The sequence below is a fragment of the Candidatus Atribacteria bacterium genome, assembly GCA_011056645.1.
Classification (GTDB): Bacteria; Atribacterota; Phoenicimicrobiia; order Phoenicimicrobiales; family Phoenicimicrobiaceae; genus Sediminicultor; species Sediminicultor quartus.
Genome location: DSEL01000193.1, coordinates 1 through 16,680 on the forward strand (window position 1 = coordinate 1; position 16,680 = coordinate 16,680).

Below are 16,680 nucleotides of genomic sequence, written 5' to 3' on the forward strand. Positions count from 1 at the left end.
ATATTCAACAATATATTATGGTCGGTGTTGCCCAAAAAACCGTTTATGAGATGAGAAAAGATATCAACTCTAAGTTATCACGATTACCCTTAAAATATTTTGATGGAAGAACCCACGGAGAAATACTCAGTCGGGTAACCAATGATATTGATATCGTCAGCAACACGCTTCAACAAAGTATTACCCAATTAATTACTTCCATAGTAACCTTAATTGGGATTGTAGTGATGATGCTAAGTATTAGTCCAATGTTAACTTTAATTGCTTCCGTAACTTTACCTTTAAGTTTTTTGGTTACTAAAGTTATTGCCAAGCAATCACAAAAATTCTTTGCCAGACAACAAAAGCTTTTAGGTCAGTTAAATGGCCACGTAGAAGAAATGTACACCGGCCATAAAATAGTTAAAGTCTTCAACTATGAAAAGCAATCCATCGATAAATTCAATCAAGTGAATGATCAACTCTATGATGCCGGATGGAAAGCTCAATTCATATCGGGAATCATTATGCCTTTGATGATGGCTATTGGTAACCTTGGCTATGTCTTGATTGTCATTTTCGGTGGGATTTCTGTTGCCAGAGGAACGATTACCATCGGGAATGTTCAGGCATTTATTCAATATTCCAGGCAATTCACTCAACCGATCATTCAAACAGCCAATATTGCCAATATTATTCAATCAACCATTGCAGCTGCTGAGCGTGTTTTTGAAGTGCTTGAAGAATCTGAGCAAATACCTGATAAAAGAAATATGATTCATCTAGGTAAACCCGAAGGTAATATAAAATTTGAGCATATTAAATTTGGATACGAAACAGAAAAAGTACTCATAAAAGATATGGATATTGATGTTAAAAAAGGTCAAAGAATTGCCATTGTAGGTCCTACCGGAGCTGGAAAAACAACCTTGGTAAATTTACTGATGCGTTTTTATGAAATTGATGACGGGAAAATTACTTTTGATGGAATAGATGTTCGCAATATGAAACGTGGTGAATTGAGGAGTCTTTTTGGCATGGTTCTACAAGATACCTGGTTGTTTAAAGGAAGCATTAAAGAGAATATCGCCTATGGAAGAGAAAATGCTACAGAAAAGGAAATTATTCTGGCAGCAAAAATGGCTTATGCCGATCACTTTATCAGAACACTTCCGGATAGTTATGACACTATTATCAATGAAGAAGCCAATAATCTCTCTCAAGGTCAAAAACAATTATTGACCATTGCCCGAGCTATTTTGGCAGACCCAATCATATTGATTCTCGATGAAGCGACAAGTAGTGTTGATACCAGAACAGAAATTCATATTCAAAGAGCTATGCTTGACCTTATGAAAGGAAAAACCAGTTTTGTGATTGCTCATCGTCTATCCACTATTCGAGATGTAGATTTAATTTTGGTGATGAATGAAGGAAGTATTATTGAAAAAGGAACCCACAAAGAATTACTAAAACAGAATGGATTCTATGCTGATCTGTATAATAGCCAATTCGTTGGATTAAACCTGACATAAAACAATAAACAAAAAGGCAGAAATCACTGCTGTGATACTTCCAAAGATAAATGGTGCGCTAACTCCAATATAAGTCCAAAGCAATCCGGCAATTAAAGATGCAAAAAAAGTGGTGAGGCCGATTATGGTATGATAAATACCAAAGACCGTACCGCTCTTTTCTTGGGAAACTAAATTAGAAATGTAGGCCTTTCCCACCCCTTCGGTGAGCGCCATATACAATCCGTAAACCGGGAAAAGGAACCAAAGGAAAAGACTGTTATGAACCAGACCGAAAAAAAGATACACCACGAAAAAAAGTAAAAAGCCAGCCAAAAGCACTTTTTTAGGTCCGATTTTATCAGAAATAATTCCGGCAGGTATGGAAAAAATAGAATAGGTGAAATTGAAAAGAACGTAGGCTAACACAACTAAACTCAATGACAAACCTAAATTTTGCGCTCGTAAAATTAAAAAGGTGTCCGAACTATTACCTAAGGCAAAAATGAAACTGATCAATAAAAAAACCTTAAAAGAGGGATCAAGATTATGCCAATTAAAACGAAAGGGCGAAGAAGAATTTGCTTCTTTCTTCTTTTCTTTCACCAAAAAGAGCAACAAGAGAATTCCCATGAAAGCGGGGATAAAGGCAAGAAAGAAAATTAGGCGAAAATTATTATCTAAGAAATGAATCGCCAAAAGAGCAATCATTGGCCCGACTACTGCTCCCAGGGTATCAAGTGCCCGATGAAAACCAAATGCTCTTCCTCGAGCCGAGTTTTCCGAGCTTTCGGAAATCAAAGCATCTCTGGCTGAAGTTCTTATTCCTTTCCCGAATCGGTCAATAAATCGTGCCATCAGAACAAACGGCCAACTAAAAGCAAAACTTAAAATTATTTTAGAAATGGCTGAAAATGAGTAACCAGCAACAACAAAAGATTTTCTGTTTTGAAATTTATCAGAGAGCCAGCCAGAGACAACTTTTAAGATACTGGCAGTTGATTCCGCAATACCTTCTATTAAACCTACAATAGCGACTGGCGCACCTAAGACACTGGTTAAAAAAATAGGTACGATGGGATAAATCATTTCCGAAGCAACATCATTAAAAAAACTTACCAGCCCCAGGGCAAAAACATTTTTAGAAATACCAAATTTTGATTTTCTATAATTCCGCTTTGCGGGATTGCTTGGTTCTGTCGAGCTTGGTGGTAAATTATTTGTAATATTACATTTAGTATTGATCAGCATAATGCCACCATGCCAAAGTGCCAATTAATCCAAAAATACTGGTTAAAAAGAGAATGATATAACTTACAACCCCTAATTGTGCGCTTTCAACTCCTGTAGTACCACTGTATAGTGCTGGAATCGCCCAGGGGAAATAGGGCCCAAGACCCACCAAACCAATAAATTGAGTAATAATGAGGGTAAGAATGGCAAAACCTATAGCGGGCAAATATCCGCGGCCATAACTGGCAAAAAATGCTACCGGTGTACAAAGCAAAATCGTAAGAAGAGAAGTGATAATAAATATGTGAACACAATGAAAAGCAATTTCACTTGACCATCCGGGAAATTTTATCATTCCTCCGACTATGAGTCCAAAAGCAATTAAAATGAATGAGAGCAAAACACACCAAATTGCCACAACGATAAATTTCGATAAAACGATGGATGATCGTGGAGTAGGTAACGCAAGTAAATCTTTTACTGTCCGGTCAGAATATTCACGGCCAAAAACCCAGCTTGCTACAAAGGTAAACCCTATTAATCCTACCCCAGCAATAATTTGATTGAGTAGTCCGAAATAAATTTGCCAATCAACACTTCCAAATCTTAACATAGCTGCCTTAGTACCTATCATACCCAATTTGCGGGAAAATTCCGGATTTTTTACCACAAACATTAATACACCAATCATAGAAGGAATGAATGCAAAAGCTAAAATAGTTATCCAAAGCATTTTAGACCTATAAATTTTTAGGCTTTCAGCCCAAATAGCTGAAAAAATATTCTTCATTTTACATTTCCTTCAATTGTTCTTAAAAAATATGACTCGAGGTCTTCCTCTTCAACTTTCAGTAAAGTTGGTGGTAAGCCTGCGTGTACTAAAATATTTGCTATGTATTCAGGATGATTTATTGCTTCCTTGCCTGTGACTTCCAGGTTGCCGTTTTTGGATAGATTTACTGAATATCCATAGTTAATAAGCCTTGATCTTACTGCCTCTTTGTCGAGGGCATTGACAACAAGTCTCTTATCGAGAAGACGCTCCAACTGATCTGCGTTTAATTCCCTTATCAAGCGCCCTTCATGGATAATTCCAATCCGAGTGGCAAATTTGGATATCTCCCCTAAAATATGGCTGGATATAAATATGGTAACCCCTTGATTAAAGGCAAGATTACCAAATAGTTCTCGTATCTCAACAATACCGGCGGGATCCAACCCGTTAGCCGGCTCGTCCAAAATTAAAATATCCGGATGGTGTAAAAGTGCTTTTGCCAAGCCCAGCCGTTGTGCGTTCCCTGAAGATAAGTTTTTTGCTTTTATATCTCGGTAAGAAGCCAACCGTAGTTTGTCAATCACTCCCTCAACCGCTTTTTTATCAGGCATCTGGCGCAATCGGCGTATAATTTCAAGATTTTCCCAAACTGTAAGCTCAGGATAGGAAGAGGGATTTTCTACAAGATATCCAACCTTTTCCCATAAGCTACAAGTGCCAGCATTAATCTTTTCCCCAAATAAAAAGGCCGAACCCGTTGTAGGGCGAATCATTCCCAGGAGCATGCGAATAGTCGTTGTTTTACCCGCACCGTTAAGTCCCAAAAATCCATAAATCTCACCTTTTCTAACTTTTAAGGAAACACTTTCTGCAGCGTGTACATTACCAAAATATTTAGTTAAATCTTCTGTACTGATGACCTCTTCCATAATTTCTAATTCATTAACTCCTCTATAGAGAATAATAGGGACAGACACCTATTTATTGACTTTTTTCTTAGGTCTTCCTTTTGTCTTTAATTTAAAAACTCTCTTAAGCTGTCCTTCAAGCATTTCTATAAAATCATTGGGGCCAGGAGGCCGGCCTATACTGGTCTTTTCTCAATGTAATTAAAAAGCTGGTTAACGCCTAATGCGTCATATTTATTGATTCCGCAATGTATTTTTGCACTGGAGTAAGACCATAAGCATGGTTTCTTAATCAGATTTGCTATTAAGAGATTTCTTTATAGCTAACGAGCACAGGCTATCATATGCCGTTCATCCAGGACACAGGAGAAGAAGCGATTTTGAAAGAGATGGCCACTTACCTTCATTTTTTTATTATAATACAATATTGGTTTCGGTCGATATCATCAAAAAATGTCTTTTGTCGATAATTCCCTCTTTGGGTGATGTGGTGCAGGTATCCCACCGCAACGGTTCGGGCGATTCTTGGCATATATTCATGATATAGCTTGAAAGAAGTGATGTCAATATAAATGGGTGTCTGTCCCTATTATTCTCTTGTGAAGAGTTTTTATGTGGAAATAGTGGCTTCCTGCAATCTAAATTTCCTGGAATAGAATATTTTGACCCAGAGACGTAAGGGCCATTTTGTAGGACTGACCAAACGTTGCCAGGCTTTTTTCGCCTTTCTCCACTGTTCTTCCTGAATGTACTTCTTCCCATAGATTTCCTGATTAAAGCTTTCGATAATGAGCTGAATATCAGGCTGGCTATCAGGAAAGAAATGAGTCAAGTATCTGCCATATTCCTGGGGAGTTTTTGAGTTTTCCCTGGGAAGGCCACTGGAACGTCCCCAGCAGCAAAGTTTTTGAAAAAGAACAGCTATTGTTTCCTCTCTTTTCCGGATGTTTTTTAAGAGACCAAGCATTTTGTAGAGTACTTTTTTACCGAGAGAAAATAGATGCAGAAACCATAGGAGCAATTCCTCAAAAAACCCTTTTCTCTTATTATCTACCTCAGTTTTTGTAGAAAACCATTTCCAGAGTGACATGAGTAACCAACCGATGGCTATCATAACCACCAAACTTAGAAGAATAATTCCTCCCCAGGTGATCACCCATTCTAATAGATGAGCCCACCAGGATGGTTCAGAACTCTCTATCATAGGGATAGCGGCATCACCCGAAGAAGTTGTACCTAAATTAGCCCTATGTTTTCCATATCCAAAGAGGAATGAAATAATCTTAAGCAGTAAGTTTCCCAGGGGTTTAGACACTATTTTCAAAACATGATAACCTGCCTGGGCAGCTTGAGATAGCTGCGGCAAAAAGAATAATACTACCCAACTGCCGATAAGTAATACTGCCAGAATAAAAGTCAAAACCAAACTCGTTCCACTAAATTGGTGAGAATATTTGGTTTTTGAACTTCCCAAATTTTTAGCCAGAGAAATGGCAAACATACTGAAAAGAAAATAATAGATGATTGAAACTTCAGAACGGGGGAAAGATAGATTCATGCTTCCTAAAATAATAAAGGCAGAAATGAGGGCTACAATACCCAGGTCGAAGCGGGAAGCGATCTTATAAAAGTCATGGGAACGGTTCGCTAATTTGTATCCACTAATCCATAAACATGAATACCAAAAAAGAATGAATAAATAGGCCAATCCGCCAACCGAACCATATTGGTGATGCAGAATCATTTCCAGCCATTGGAAATTGAAAAAAGGTCCCGGCCAATTTCCATAGAAATAAAAGGTTTGAAGAAAAATGGTTAGATAAAAAAAGGCCTGCAGCATAACATGGATAATGATCCTTTTTCCTCTCCCTTTTAAAACAGAATGGATAAATATTGGCGTAAAAAAGACAAGAATCGCTGTCCATATAGGAAATAGAGGGGCTTTCAGCATGAGGAATAAGATACAGGCCAGTACATATAGCCAGGTTATTTCCATCATGCCAGCAGAGATCAATAATAATGTTCTTTTGCTTTTTGGACCTTCTGTCATCACCATGCCCTCGAATTATTCATTTAAAGTTAAAGTGCGGTCTTGTTTAAAATCAAGAACCCCCTCCATGGATTTCATCCAATAAAAAGAATTTAATAGAGTGATCAATGAACCGACGGGGAACCCTGGCGGTCATAAAATATACCGGGATATGGTGTTGTCTTAAAAATTGGGCAATCTGAGTGTTTTTTTTATTGTGAGTGCAGGAAGAATAGATACAACCGGTCCCTCCCGGCATGACATCTTCTTTAAATAGTATTTCTTCTATGGATACTGCTGTTTTCATTTGAAGCCTAGCAATTAATTCCATTGCCCTGGAAAGTTGTTCAGGTCCGGTGGCTATAGAAAGGCTGGCGCTGCCATTGCCTACCATTTCCCCATTGGATAGGAGGCCATAGGGGCTACCCTGTCTTTCAAATTCCATAGCCATTGCTGCCACCACCTCCAGTGTTTTCTCAAATAAATCCTTATCTTCTTTCTTTTGGAATGAGCTTACATCGATAATAAAAAGGGTTTTTCGTTGAGAAGAGGGTTCGAAAACTTTCGATTGAAGACGATTATGGCGGGCGCTGGCTTTCCAATGAATATATTTGGCAGGGTCCCCATAACTATAATCCTGAGTGGCAACCGGATATACCGGATCTTTCACCGGACTTTCTAAACCGGGTTTCCCGAATAATTCTTTGACCGGAGAAGAGAGAAAATTTAAAAAGATAGGTTTAGGATAGATGATCATCTCCACCGATTGGGAAAGATACCTTCTTTGCTGAAAAAAACCCAGGAGGTCCCCGGTTTCCAGAAAGGGAGGTCCGATTTGAAAACAACCTCTTTGCTGGGCAGTCAATTTCCATTGCCAGGAAGAACGATCATACCAGAGTAGGTTACCTTCCTCACAGAGACAGTCAGCAGGACTTGAATCTAAGAAAGGATGAAGCTTTTTATCTAGGGGGATTTTTAATTTTAACCCTATCGGTAATAATTTATTATTGAAAACAACGGCCTGTAAGACAATCGATTCTCCCGGAAAGCCTTTTTTCTTTTCGGCATCAAAAGAATAATGAATATTTTTTACACTAAAAGTGCTCCAGAATTTTAAGCCATAAAACATAACCAAAAGCAGTATAGAAATTAAAATGAGGTTCTTTTGTTGATAGAGCAGGGAAATAAAAAGTAAGATAAATAGCAAGAAACGAAAAAATCCTTCGGTAAAAATGGAGGATAAGGGATAGTTATGCTCTGAATGGTTCATTATTTCAATTCCTGTGTTGGCACTTCAGTTTGCTCTAATATCTCTTTTAATATCTTTTGAGAAGTGATCCCCTTTAATCTTTCCTTGGTTTCAATGACCATACGATGAGTGAGGATAGGGATAAAGAGCTCTTTGATATCATCCGGCAAGACAAAATCTCTATCCCGTAAGGCTGCTAATGCCTGGGAAGCTTGCATCAGGTGAAAGGAAGCTCTTGGACTAGCTCCGTAACGTATCCGGGGAGAATTTCGGGTTGCCTTAGCCAGGGATACGATATAGTGATTGATTTCTTTGGAAACATGAATCTTTTGTCTTTCTTTCTGAAGCTTCAATATTTCTTCAGCTGTAGCAACTGCCTGAAGCTTTTCCAGGGGGTCTTCTTTCTTAAAGCGTTCCAATATGGCCATCTCCTCTTTCTGTGAGGGATAATCTAACTTAATCTGCATTAAAAACCTATCCAGCTGTGCTTCCGGGAGAGGGAAAGTTCCCTCCAGTTCAATGGGATTTTGGGTGGCGATAACAAAAAATGGGGAAGGGAGCGCCCTGGTTACACTATCCACGGTCACCTGTCTTTCCTGCATACTTTCCAGCAAACTGGATTGGCTTCTGGGAATGGCTCGATTGATCTCATCGGCCAGAAGAATGTTGGCCATGACCGGACCCGGTTGGAAAATAAATTGACCCTCTCTTTGGTTATAGATATTAAAGCCGGTTATATCGGAGGGGAGTAAATCCGGGGTAAATTGGATACGATGGAATGTCCCGCCAATGCTTCTGGCTAAGGATCTGGCCATAAGCGTTTTACCCACTCCTGGGACATCCTCCAGAAGAAGATGTCCTTCAGCCAACAGAGCGACCAGGATCAATTCAATCGCTTTATTTTTTCCTACGATTACCTTATTGATATTTTCAGAGATTTTATGGCATACCGAAAAGTTAGAGTTCATCATTATTTTCCTTGATTTTGAAATTTCAGGTTCAAGCTAAAAAGTGTCTATAGTACCTATAGTGCCCATGCGGTATATTATAACAATTAAGGGGTATCAAAACAAGTAAATGTATGAATCTGTTTGGGTCCCGCTTTTCGAAAAAAACAAAGAACCGTCCGCTGTTTTTTTGTGAATTGAATACTAATTATTTCCCCAACTATTCAAATTTAAATCCCTTTTCCTTGAAGAGCTTCAGGCAAACATCCACTACTTCCGGATCATAGAGGATACCTCGGTTCTGACTGATTTCTTCCAGGGCTATATCGATATCTAATGCCGGGCGGTAGGGTCGGTGAGAAGACATGGCTTCGACTGTATCAGCCACTCCTATAATTTTAGCTTCAAATAAAATGTTATCACCTTCTAAACCTTCAGGATATCCGGAGCCATCTAATCTTTCGTGATGTTGCAGGACTATTTGGGCTATCGGATAGGCGAAATCGATGGATTTTAAGATATCATATCCTAATTGGGGATGTGCTTTGATCAGACTAAATTCTATATCGCTTAATTTGGTAGGCTTGCTTAAAATTTCAATAGGTATGCCGATCTTTCCGATATCATGGATCAAGGAAGATATCCTTATTCCTTCCAGCTGATCCTGGGGAAGGTTTAGTTCGAGAGCAATGGCTGTAGCCAGTTGAGAGACCCTCCGCTGATGGCCAGCAGTATAGGGGTCTTTGGCCTCGACGATCCTGGATATGGTGTCAAGGACTGCAGTCATGGTTTTTTGGAGTCTCTGTAAAGTCTCTTGGAGTTTTTGTTCTGTGTTTCTCTGTTCTGTGATATCTTTAGCTAAACTGATAACACCATTTATTTTGCCTTCCTTATTTATGTAAGGTACCTTATCAACAATTTGCCATCGTATTCCATCCGACGCTGTATAGGATTGGATGATATTTCTTTTTGCTTTTCCGGAAATGATCACTTCCCGATCATCTCTTTTCATCTTCTCAGCCTGTTCTTGGGGGAAAAGTTCTTCTGTAGTCTTACCTATTATATCTTTTATCGGTAGCTTTAATAAATCAGCTGAAGTTTTACTTACTCGGATAATTTTATCTTCTGTATCTCTATAAAAAATAATAGCAGGCACTGAGTCTAGAATCGTTTGCAGCTCATCTTTTGCATTTTTTAGGTTACCTTCTGTTTGTTTGCGTGCGGTGATATCTATTAAAGAAGCAACGCTCTTTTTAGTATGAGGAATCATGCCAATTTTCATGAAGATATCTTTCACCCTGCCTTTTTTATCCATCATACGAAATTCATATTCTGTGGGCGTTTTTCCTCCGTTTTTTCTCCTTTCAAGATGATATTTTTTCATTTTTTCTAAGTCTTCCGGGACCACAAAATCGGTCCATTTCATCTTATTTTCGATTTCCTCTTTAGAATAACCGCTCAGTTTTTCGCATTGGGAATTTACCATGGAGCTAGTGGTGTCTTCTTCGACAACTAACATCGCAGTACCGGTATTTTCAAAAATGGTACGGTATCTTTCTTCGGATTCTATCAAAGCCTCCTCTGCTTTTTTACGATCGCTAATATCCCTTATCATAGTTAAGGCTAAAATCCTTCCCTTAATATTTACCGTATAAGAGGAGATCTCCACTATCACCTTGGCATGGTCTTTTTTAATTAATATAACTTCACCCATTCTCCCTATTAATTCGTTAAGATTTTTATGAAACAGCTTACTTAATTTGGTTAGATCATTCGTAGAAAACAATTTTAATTTTAGGAAATTCTTTCCGATTAACTCTTCTTTTTTATAGCCAGTCAATCTCTCGGCTTCCCGGTTACAATCGACAAAATTACCTTCCAAATCACTGATATAATAAGCATCGGGGGCATAATCAAATAAGATCTGTAAATACTCTTCCGAAGCCTTCAATTTTTCTTCTGTCTGTTTTTGTTCGCTGATATCACTGGCTAAGATTAAAACAGCATAAATCTCTCCTGCTCTATTCTTAATGGGCTGCATACCATAAAGAAAACAAAGCATCTTTCCTTGAAAGGGAATATAACTTTCTGTAACCAGAGACTCTCCTGATTGAATGACTTTTTGCATTCCTGCGAATCTCTCTTCGGCTACTTTGGGAGGGAAAATATCCCATAAGGTCTTTCCTATATAATCTTCTGCTGACCCCCCCAAATAGGATACAGCAAGACTATTTAAAGTTAAAAGTTTACCTTGAAGATCTACTGAGATAATGGATTCGTTTACACTTTCTATCAGGTTTCTATATTTCTCTTCGCTCTCCCTTAAATCTTGCTCCTTTAAAATCTCCAATTCTTTTAATAGCTCAGCTTTTGACTTATCCTCATCTTTCATCTTATTGCACCTCCTATTATTGCACTCCTGAAAGAAAAGAAATGGGTAAATAATAAATAATAGGGACAGACACCTATTTATTTTCTATTATTTATTTTATTTTCCTTGAAGAGTTTAAGACAGGCATCCACCACTTCCGGGTCAAAAAGAATATTTTTATACTTTGAAATTTCCCTTAAAGATTCATCAATGCTAAGAGCAGGCCGGTAGGATTTACAAGAAGACATGGCCTCGACCACATTCGCTACCCCTAATATTTTTGCCTCGATAAGAATTTCGGCACCTTTTAACCCTCTTGGGTATCCTGACCCGTCTATCTTTTCTTGATGTTGAAAGACAATTTCAGCAATAGGCCAGGGAAAATCTGCTTTTTTTAAGATTTCATAACCTGTTCTGGGATAATTTTTAACAAAATTTAATTCTACTTCAAATAGTGCACTCGGCTTACTGACGATTTCAGTGGGTAAATTGATCATCCCCACATCATGAACCAGGGAAGCAATCTTTACTCCTTCAATCTTATCCTGAAGGAGTTTCATCTCCTGGGCTATGGCAGCAGCAAGTTTGGAGACCCTTTGGTGGTGGCCTCTGAGGTAGGGGTCTCTTATCTCAACTATTTCCGCAATAATATAGGCAATACCTTCTATGAATTTTTGTAACTTTTCGTCACTCTGCTGGAGTTCTTTCTCCAGCCGATTATCCCTAACTACTTTTTTTTCTAAATCGGCAACCTTTTTATGCATTTCTTGTAACTCTTCTATAAGTTGGGCTTCTTTCTTATTTATATTCTTCATCTTTTTAATATACACCTCCATAAAATAATATTAAAATTAATCTTATCCAAGGGTAACTGTTCATTGAGCTTTTACTCAATAAGAATATAACATCATGCCTTTCCCTTAAGAGAAAAGTAAATCGCTTTTATTTATTCAAATTTAAATCCTTTTTCTTTGAAGAGTATCAAGCAGGTATCCACTACTTCTGTGTCATAGAGGGTGCCTTTATTTTTAGAGATTTCTTCCAAGGCTTTATTGATGCCTAATGCCGGACGATAAGGTCGGTGAGAAGACATCGCCTCGACCACATCAGCCACTCCTATAATGCAGGCTTCCAGGGAAATCTGATCACCTTTTAAATGATGGGGATATCCTGAACCATCCAATCTTTCATGATGCTGAAGGACAATTTCTGCTACCGGATAGGAAAAATCTATGGATTGTAAGATATTATATCCAATTTTGGGATGTTCTTTGATTAAACTAAATTCTATATCAGATAGCTTGGTGGGCTTGCTTAAGATCTCAGTAGGCAGGCCGATCTTCCCAATATCATGGATTAAAGAGGCAATCCTTATCCCTTCAATTTTGTCTTGAGAAAAGTTTAACTCCTTAGCTATGGCTGTAGCCAGCTGAGAAACCCTTCGCTGGTGGCCGGCAGTATAGGGGTCTTTGGCCTCTACTATCTTGGACATAGTGTCAAGAGTTGCATCCATAGCTCTTTTCAATTCCTTGACCCTTTGCTTGAGATCATGGGTTTGCTTATCCAGTTTTTTCCTCATTTCAATGCCGTTTAAACCTAAAGCCATATCTCCTGCAGCCTCCAAAAACAAGGCTTGTTCTTCTTTATCAGTAATAAAATGGGCAGGGATAGAGACCGACATCACACCGTAGATCTTTCCCTCGCGTCCTAAGCGGACGGTCATGACGCTTCCCCGGGCGGAACATACCGGTACCAGCGGACAATCGGGACAGGCAGATGCCGGGTCTTTGATGATTACAACATCCTCTTGCTTTAAGGCTATCTGACCGAAAGTAGTCAGCTCACCTTTCTTTAATAATTTAAGCATAGGCAAAAAGTCTTCTCCCAAACCAGCCTCAGCGTAGGTATCAATCTTCCCCTTTTCGTCCAGTAACACTATGAAGCTACTATAATAACCGCGTGTTGCCGTAAGACTATTGCAAGCACCCTTTATTAATCTTTCACGGTCCTTTTCTTGGAAAATCAGTTGGTTAATGTTACGAATGGCACGAAGAATCAGATTAAGGTGTTTAATTCTTTCTTCTCCCTGCTTAAGTTCAGTGATATCCGATCCGTAGACATTTACAAAATCCTTTTCAACAATCGGAGCAAAGGTCAAGAAAGCGACCTTATCGCCAATTTCAGTTTCTACGGTCTTAATGTCCTCATCGCGAAGGGCATCAAGCACCAACTGGTACCACCTATTCTGGAGCGGTTTCCCTTTCTGATAATGCCATTGTTCAAGCAATGGCTCGCTGGAGGGGTTGTGGTAAAGTACGGTTCCATCCCTGGATATACGAAGCACGGGATTGGGATTCTCGGCAGGGAATTTTGCGAGTTCCTCTATATCTTTTATGGCTTTCTTGCGCTGGGTAATGTCACTTACCATGCCCAACACTAAAGTTTTCCCTTTAATCTTTATCGGATAAGTGGAGATTTCAACTGTCACCTTACTGTTATCTTTTCGATTCAATACAAACTCATCCGGTCCGGTTGGTTGTCCCCTAAAATTTTTTACTAACAATTCAGCGGCTTTGGGTATATCAGTAAGAGAAAGTAATTTTAATCTTATGAAATTCTTTCCGATTAATTCTTCTACTTTATAACCAGTTAATCTTTCCGCTGCCTTATTACCACCGATAAAATTACCTTTTAAATCACTAATATAATAAGCACCGGGTGCATAATCAAATAACATTTTTAAATATTCTTCTGAATCCTGCAATTTTCCTTTTGCCTGCTTACGCTCGGTGATATTATTTGCTGTGCTTTTTTCTTGTTTCTTCCGCAATGTTTTTAAATTTTTTATTAAGTTTGCTTTTGTCTTACTCTCGTCTTTCAATTTGTTCTCCTCCTGTTTATGCCTTAAAGTAAATAAGTATATGAAAAGTATACTATCATTTAAGTCTTATAAATTATTTAACATTCTCTTTTGTTTAATTATTTAACTCTTTCTAAGTCGCCACTACACTCCGGATATAATATTCAATAAAATTTTCAAAGATTATCTTTTAAGATGTTTATTAATTATATTTTATGAAACTTTCAAAATATTGGGTTTTTAAATAATTTTATTTTATCCAAAAAACTATTCTTTTTTTTGTTTTTTGTTATTCTTCTCTTCATACATCCTCTGATCGGCTACACGGATTAATTCATCCATGGTTAGAGGATTAACAGGATTATACTCCGAAAGACCGATACTGAGGTCTATCTTGTAAGGTTTCTTTAGACTTTGGTTTAATTTAATTAAATCTCTATCCAATCTTTCCTTAATTAAGAGTGCTTCTTTTAAAGAGTTATCCGGAAATATTAATAAGAATTCATCTCCTCCCATACGGCAGATGATATCAATTTCTCTTAAGGTAGATTTGAAAAGGTTGACTGTTTCTTGTAAAACCTGATCGCCTTCTCCATGACCAAAAGTATCATTGATGGATTTAAATCTATCTATATCCAGGAAAGCCAGCAAGAGAGGAGAATTACTACGACGAGATAGTTTCATCTGCCGGTCCAGCAGTTCCAATCCATATTTTCGATTATAACAACCGGTCAATGCATCAATCCGGGCAATTTTTTCCAGTTTCTCTTCCATTCCTTTTCTTTCGCTGATATCCTGGTATATTCCTATCAAACCGTGATACTTACCGTCTATATGCAGGGGTGATCCTGATACGTGGACCGGGAATAAAGTACCATCTTTCTTCTTCCTGATGGTTTCAATACTGATATAATTTTCTTTTAAAGCATCCTCAGTTAACTTTTTGGATTCTTTAATTTTATCCGGGGGCTGGACTAAGCCGGAATCTATATTCTTTCCTTTTATCTCCTCAAGGGTATAACCGAAAAGTTCGATAAATCTGTTATTGATATTGAGGATATTGCCATCTTTATCCAAATAGATGGTTGCCTCGGGATTGCTTTGAAAAAGACTGGTAAATTCCTGCTGACTTTTCTTTAGGGTTTCTTCCGCCTGTTTACGTTGGGTATTGTCTTGGATGATACAAACAATGCCAATTATGCCTCCTGCCCTGTCCAACATGGTAGAACTGGAAAAAATGACCGCTATATTGTCTCCTGTTTTTGTATTAAAATCAAGCTCATAATTTCTGATAGCTTCTTTCTTCAGGGCTTTATCCAGCAAGGTGGTTTTGAAATTATTTTCTCTAAATAACAGCTCTATTGGCTTTCCGGTGAGTTCTTCCTTCTCATATCCGGATAAATCCAGGGCAGCTTTATTTACGCTGGCTATATTCCCTTCTCTATCTAACAAGATCAAGGAATCAGTCATGGTAGAGATAATGTTTTCAGCGGCGGCAACCGGGGTGATAACCATCAGTCTATATTTGGCTATGGCATAAACTATTCCGGATGCCCAAATGAGTGCAAACACATTCCCTAAGGAAGGTAGGGTATAAATATTCAATGCTGGAAGTATTATATCTGTCAAAGTGCTTAAAAAAAGGGAAACCAACGCAGTAACAAAGATTATTCTTGCCTGTTTTTTCTTAAGGGGTTCTTCTGTTTTTCTCCTGATATTTAAGATCAGATAAAGTCCCATTAACATAAATGAAAGATAATAGAAATAAAAAAGATAAGACCAGATTGAGTCTGACCAAACACTTTCCCACCCCCAGGGTTGCTGAATATAATCTACGGTTAAAAAACCTGTCCATTGTTTATAGATAAAGAGCAAAGGCAGAATAAAGATAGAGGGATAAATAATTCTTGTTTTTAATATCTTTTTCTTTTCGGTGAAAATAAGAGAAAACCATAAAAAAAAACTAGCGAATCCAATCCACCCGATGGAACCAACATTATCAGATAATATAACAGTATCTTTTAAGGCACTTGGACTATAAATAAAAATCAACGTAAAACTCCATACAACAAAACAGGCAAGAAGAGCAGCACAAACCCGGTTAAGTAAAGATTTTGGATCTTTCCACAGCAAAAAAACTAACAGGCAGGAATAGGCCAAAAATACAAAAAAATGTAGAAATGGTAAAATATTCATAGTTTACTCACCACCAAAATGTGACAGCTAATGGTTCTTTACCACGCTTTAATCCTTTCGGAATTAATTCATCCATTCTTTTATTATTTCTCTTCTCTTTTCTTCCGGGATAACCTTGAGGTATTTTAAAGTGATTCCTTAACATATGAAATTTAGTAAAAAGTTATTGTTTACTTTTTTGCCTCTAAAGCCGGAAGTTTTTCTTTGTTTTTATTTTATATATAAATGTTAGGATAATAATTACAAGAGCCTTGCTATTATATTCGACTTTTTAGGTTAAAATCCTTCTTTTTCTGAAAAATAATTCATAAAAATAAAAAGCCCTTCAGCAAATGCCAAAGGGCTTGAATTAGCAAGCTCCCCCTAAGTAATAATAGGGACAAATAGGGACAGACACCTATTTATTGACTTTCTTCTTAGGTCTTACTTTCGACTTTAACTAAAAAACTTTCCTAAGCTTCTCTACAAATCTTGCAAGAGTAACGAGGGTCGGACTTTGCCATATCACTCTTCATCTTCCCGCTCTACTCTTTTTGATCACTCTGCTTACGGTACTATAATAGACAGCAAGATAATCTGCTATCTTTATTAAAGATAGCCGGCTCTTTGGGGTCTTGGG

At 37.9% G+C, this 16,680-nt stretch carries 11 protein-coding genes; 1 reads left to right on the plus strand and 10 read right to left on the minus strand.

Going from position 1 to position 16,680, the window contains the following annotated elements:
- Window positions 1–1,514: ABC transporter ATP-binding protein (locus ENO17_09230; protein ID HER25216.1), on the plus strand; the 1,514-nt coding region annotated here is incomplete at its 5' end.
- Here ENO17_09230 and ENO17_09235 read toward each other — a convergent pair.
- The 10 genes from ENO17_09235 to ENO17_09280 all read right to left on the minus strand — a co-directional run bounded on the left by ENO17_09235 (window position 1,500) and on the right by ENO17_09280 (window position 16,061).
- The gene (locus ENO17_09235; GenBank protein HER25217.1) at window positions 1,500–2,744 is read right to left on the minus strand and encodes an MFS transporter; all 1,245 of its coding nucleotides are present in this window, start codon (window positions 2,742–2,744) and stop codon (window positions 1,500–1,502) included. The two genes, ENO17_09230 and ENO17_09235, sit on opposite strands and share 15 nt — an antisense overlap.
- Window positions 2,728–3,516, minus strand: a complete 789-nt coding sequence (locus tag ENO17_09240; protein HER25218.1) for a bacitracin ABC transporter permease — start codon at window positions 3,514–3,516, stop codon at window positions 2,728–2,730. Before ENO17_09240 ends, ENO17_09235 begins: the two co-directional genes overlap by 17 nt.
- The gene (locus ENO17_09245; protein ID HER25219.1) at window positions 3,513–4,430 is read right to left on the minus strand and encodes an ABC transporter ATP-binding protein; all 918 of its coding nucleotides are present in this window, start codon (window positions 4,428–4,430) and stop codon (window positions 3,513–3,515) included. The genes ENO17_09240 and ENO17_09245 overlap by 4 nt, the downstream gene beginning before the upstream one ends.
- A gap of 589 nt (window positions 4,431–5,019) precedes the next feature.
- Window positions 5,020–6,465: a DUF4129 domain-containing protein gene (locus ENO17_09250; protein ID HER25220.1), complete on the minus strand. Its 1,446-nt coding sequence runs from the start codon at window positions 6,463–6,465 to the stop codon at window positions 5,020–5,022.
- 46 nt (window positions 6,466–6,511) lie between these two features.
- Window positions 6,512–7,708 carry a DUF58 domain-containing protein gene (locus ENO17_09255; GenBank protein HER25221.1) on the minus strand — a complete coding sequence of 399 codons (1,197 nt, stop codon included), beginning with the start codon at window positions 7,706–7,708 and terminating at the stop codon, window positions 6,512–6,514.
- Window positions 7,708–8,655: a MoxR family ATPase gene (locus ENO17_09260; GenBank protein HER25222.1), complete on the minus strand. Its 948-nt coding sequence runs from the start codon at window positions 8,653–8,655 to the stop codon at window positions 7,708–7,710. The genes ENO17_09255 and ENO17_09260 overlap by 1 nt, the downstream gene beginning before the upstream one ends.
- A 199-nt stretch (window positions 8,656–8,854) precedes the next feature.
- Window positions 8,855–11,026: a PAS domain S-box protein gene (locus ENO17_09265; GenBank protein ID HER25223.1), complete on the minus strand. Its 2,172-nt coding sequence runs from the start codon at window positions 11,024–11,026 to the stop codon at window positions 8,855–8,857.
- 77 nt (window positions 11,027–11,103) lie between these two features.
- Complete coding sequence (locus tag ENO17_09270; protein HER25224.1) at window positions 11,104–11,841, minus strand: HD domain-containing protein; 738 nt, start codon at window positions 11,839–11,841, stop codon at window positions 11,104–11,106.
- A 110-nt stretch (window positions 11,842–11,951) separates the two neighbouring features.
- Complete coding sequence (locus tag ENO17_09275) at window positions 11,952–13,886, minus strand: PAS domain S-box protein (protein ID HER25225.1); 1,935 nt, start codon at window positions 13,884–13,886, stop codon at window positions 11,952–11,954.
- Window positions 13,887–14,132: 246 nt separating this feature from the next.
- Window positions 14,133–16,061 (minus strand): PAS domain S-box protein, encoded by a 1,929-nt coding sequence (locus ENO17_09280; protein ID HER25226.1) that lies wholly within the window; start codon window positions 16,059–16,061, stop codon window positions 14,133–14,135.
- Window positions 16,062–16,680: the final 619 nt, after the last annotated feature.

Excerpts from the sequence above, each read along its gene's own strand:
- ENO17_09235 (HER25217.1), bottom strand. The coding sequence starts at position 2,744 with ATGCTGATCAATACTAAATGTAATATTACAAATAATTTACCACCAAGC.
- ENO17_09240 (HER25218.1), bottom strand. The coding sequence starts at position 3,516 with ATGAAGAATATTTTTTCAGCTATTTGGGCTGAAAGCCTAAAAATTTAT.
- ENO17_09245 (HER25219.1), bottom strand. The coding sequence starts at position 4,430 with ATGGAAGAGGTCATCAGTACAGAAGATTTAACTAAATATTTTGGTAAT.
- ENO17_09250 (HER25220.1), bottom strand. The coding sequence starts at position 6,465 with ATGGTGATGACAGAAGGTCCAAAAAGCAAAAGAACATTATTATTGATC.
- ENO17_09255 (HER25221.1), bottom strand. The coding sequence starts at position 7,708 with ATGAACCATTCAGAGCATAACTATCCCTTATCCTCCATTTTTACCGAA.
- ENO17_09260 (HER25222.1), bottom strand. The coding sequence starts at position 8,655 with ATGAACTCTAACTTTTCGGTATGCCATAAAATCTCTGAAAATATCAAT.
- ENO17_09265 (HER25223.1), bottom strand. The coding sequence starts at position 11,026 with ATGAAAGATGAGGATAAGTCAAAAGCTGAGCTATTAAAAGAATTGGAG.
- ENO17_09270 (HER25224.1), bottom strand. The coding sequence starts at position 11,841 with ATGGAGGTGTATATTAAAAAGATGAAGAATATAAATAAGAAAGAAGCC.
- ENO17_09280 (HER25226.1), bottom strand. The coding sequence starts at position 16,061 with ATGAATATTTTACCATTTCTACATTTTTTTGTATTTTTGGCCTATTCC.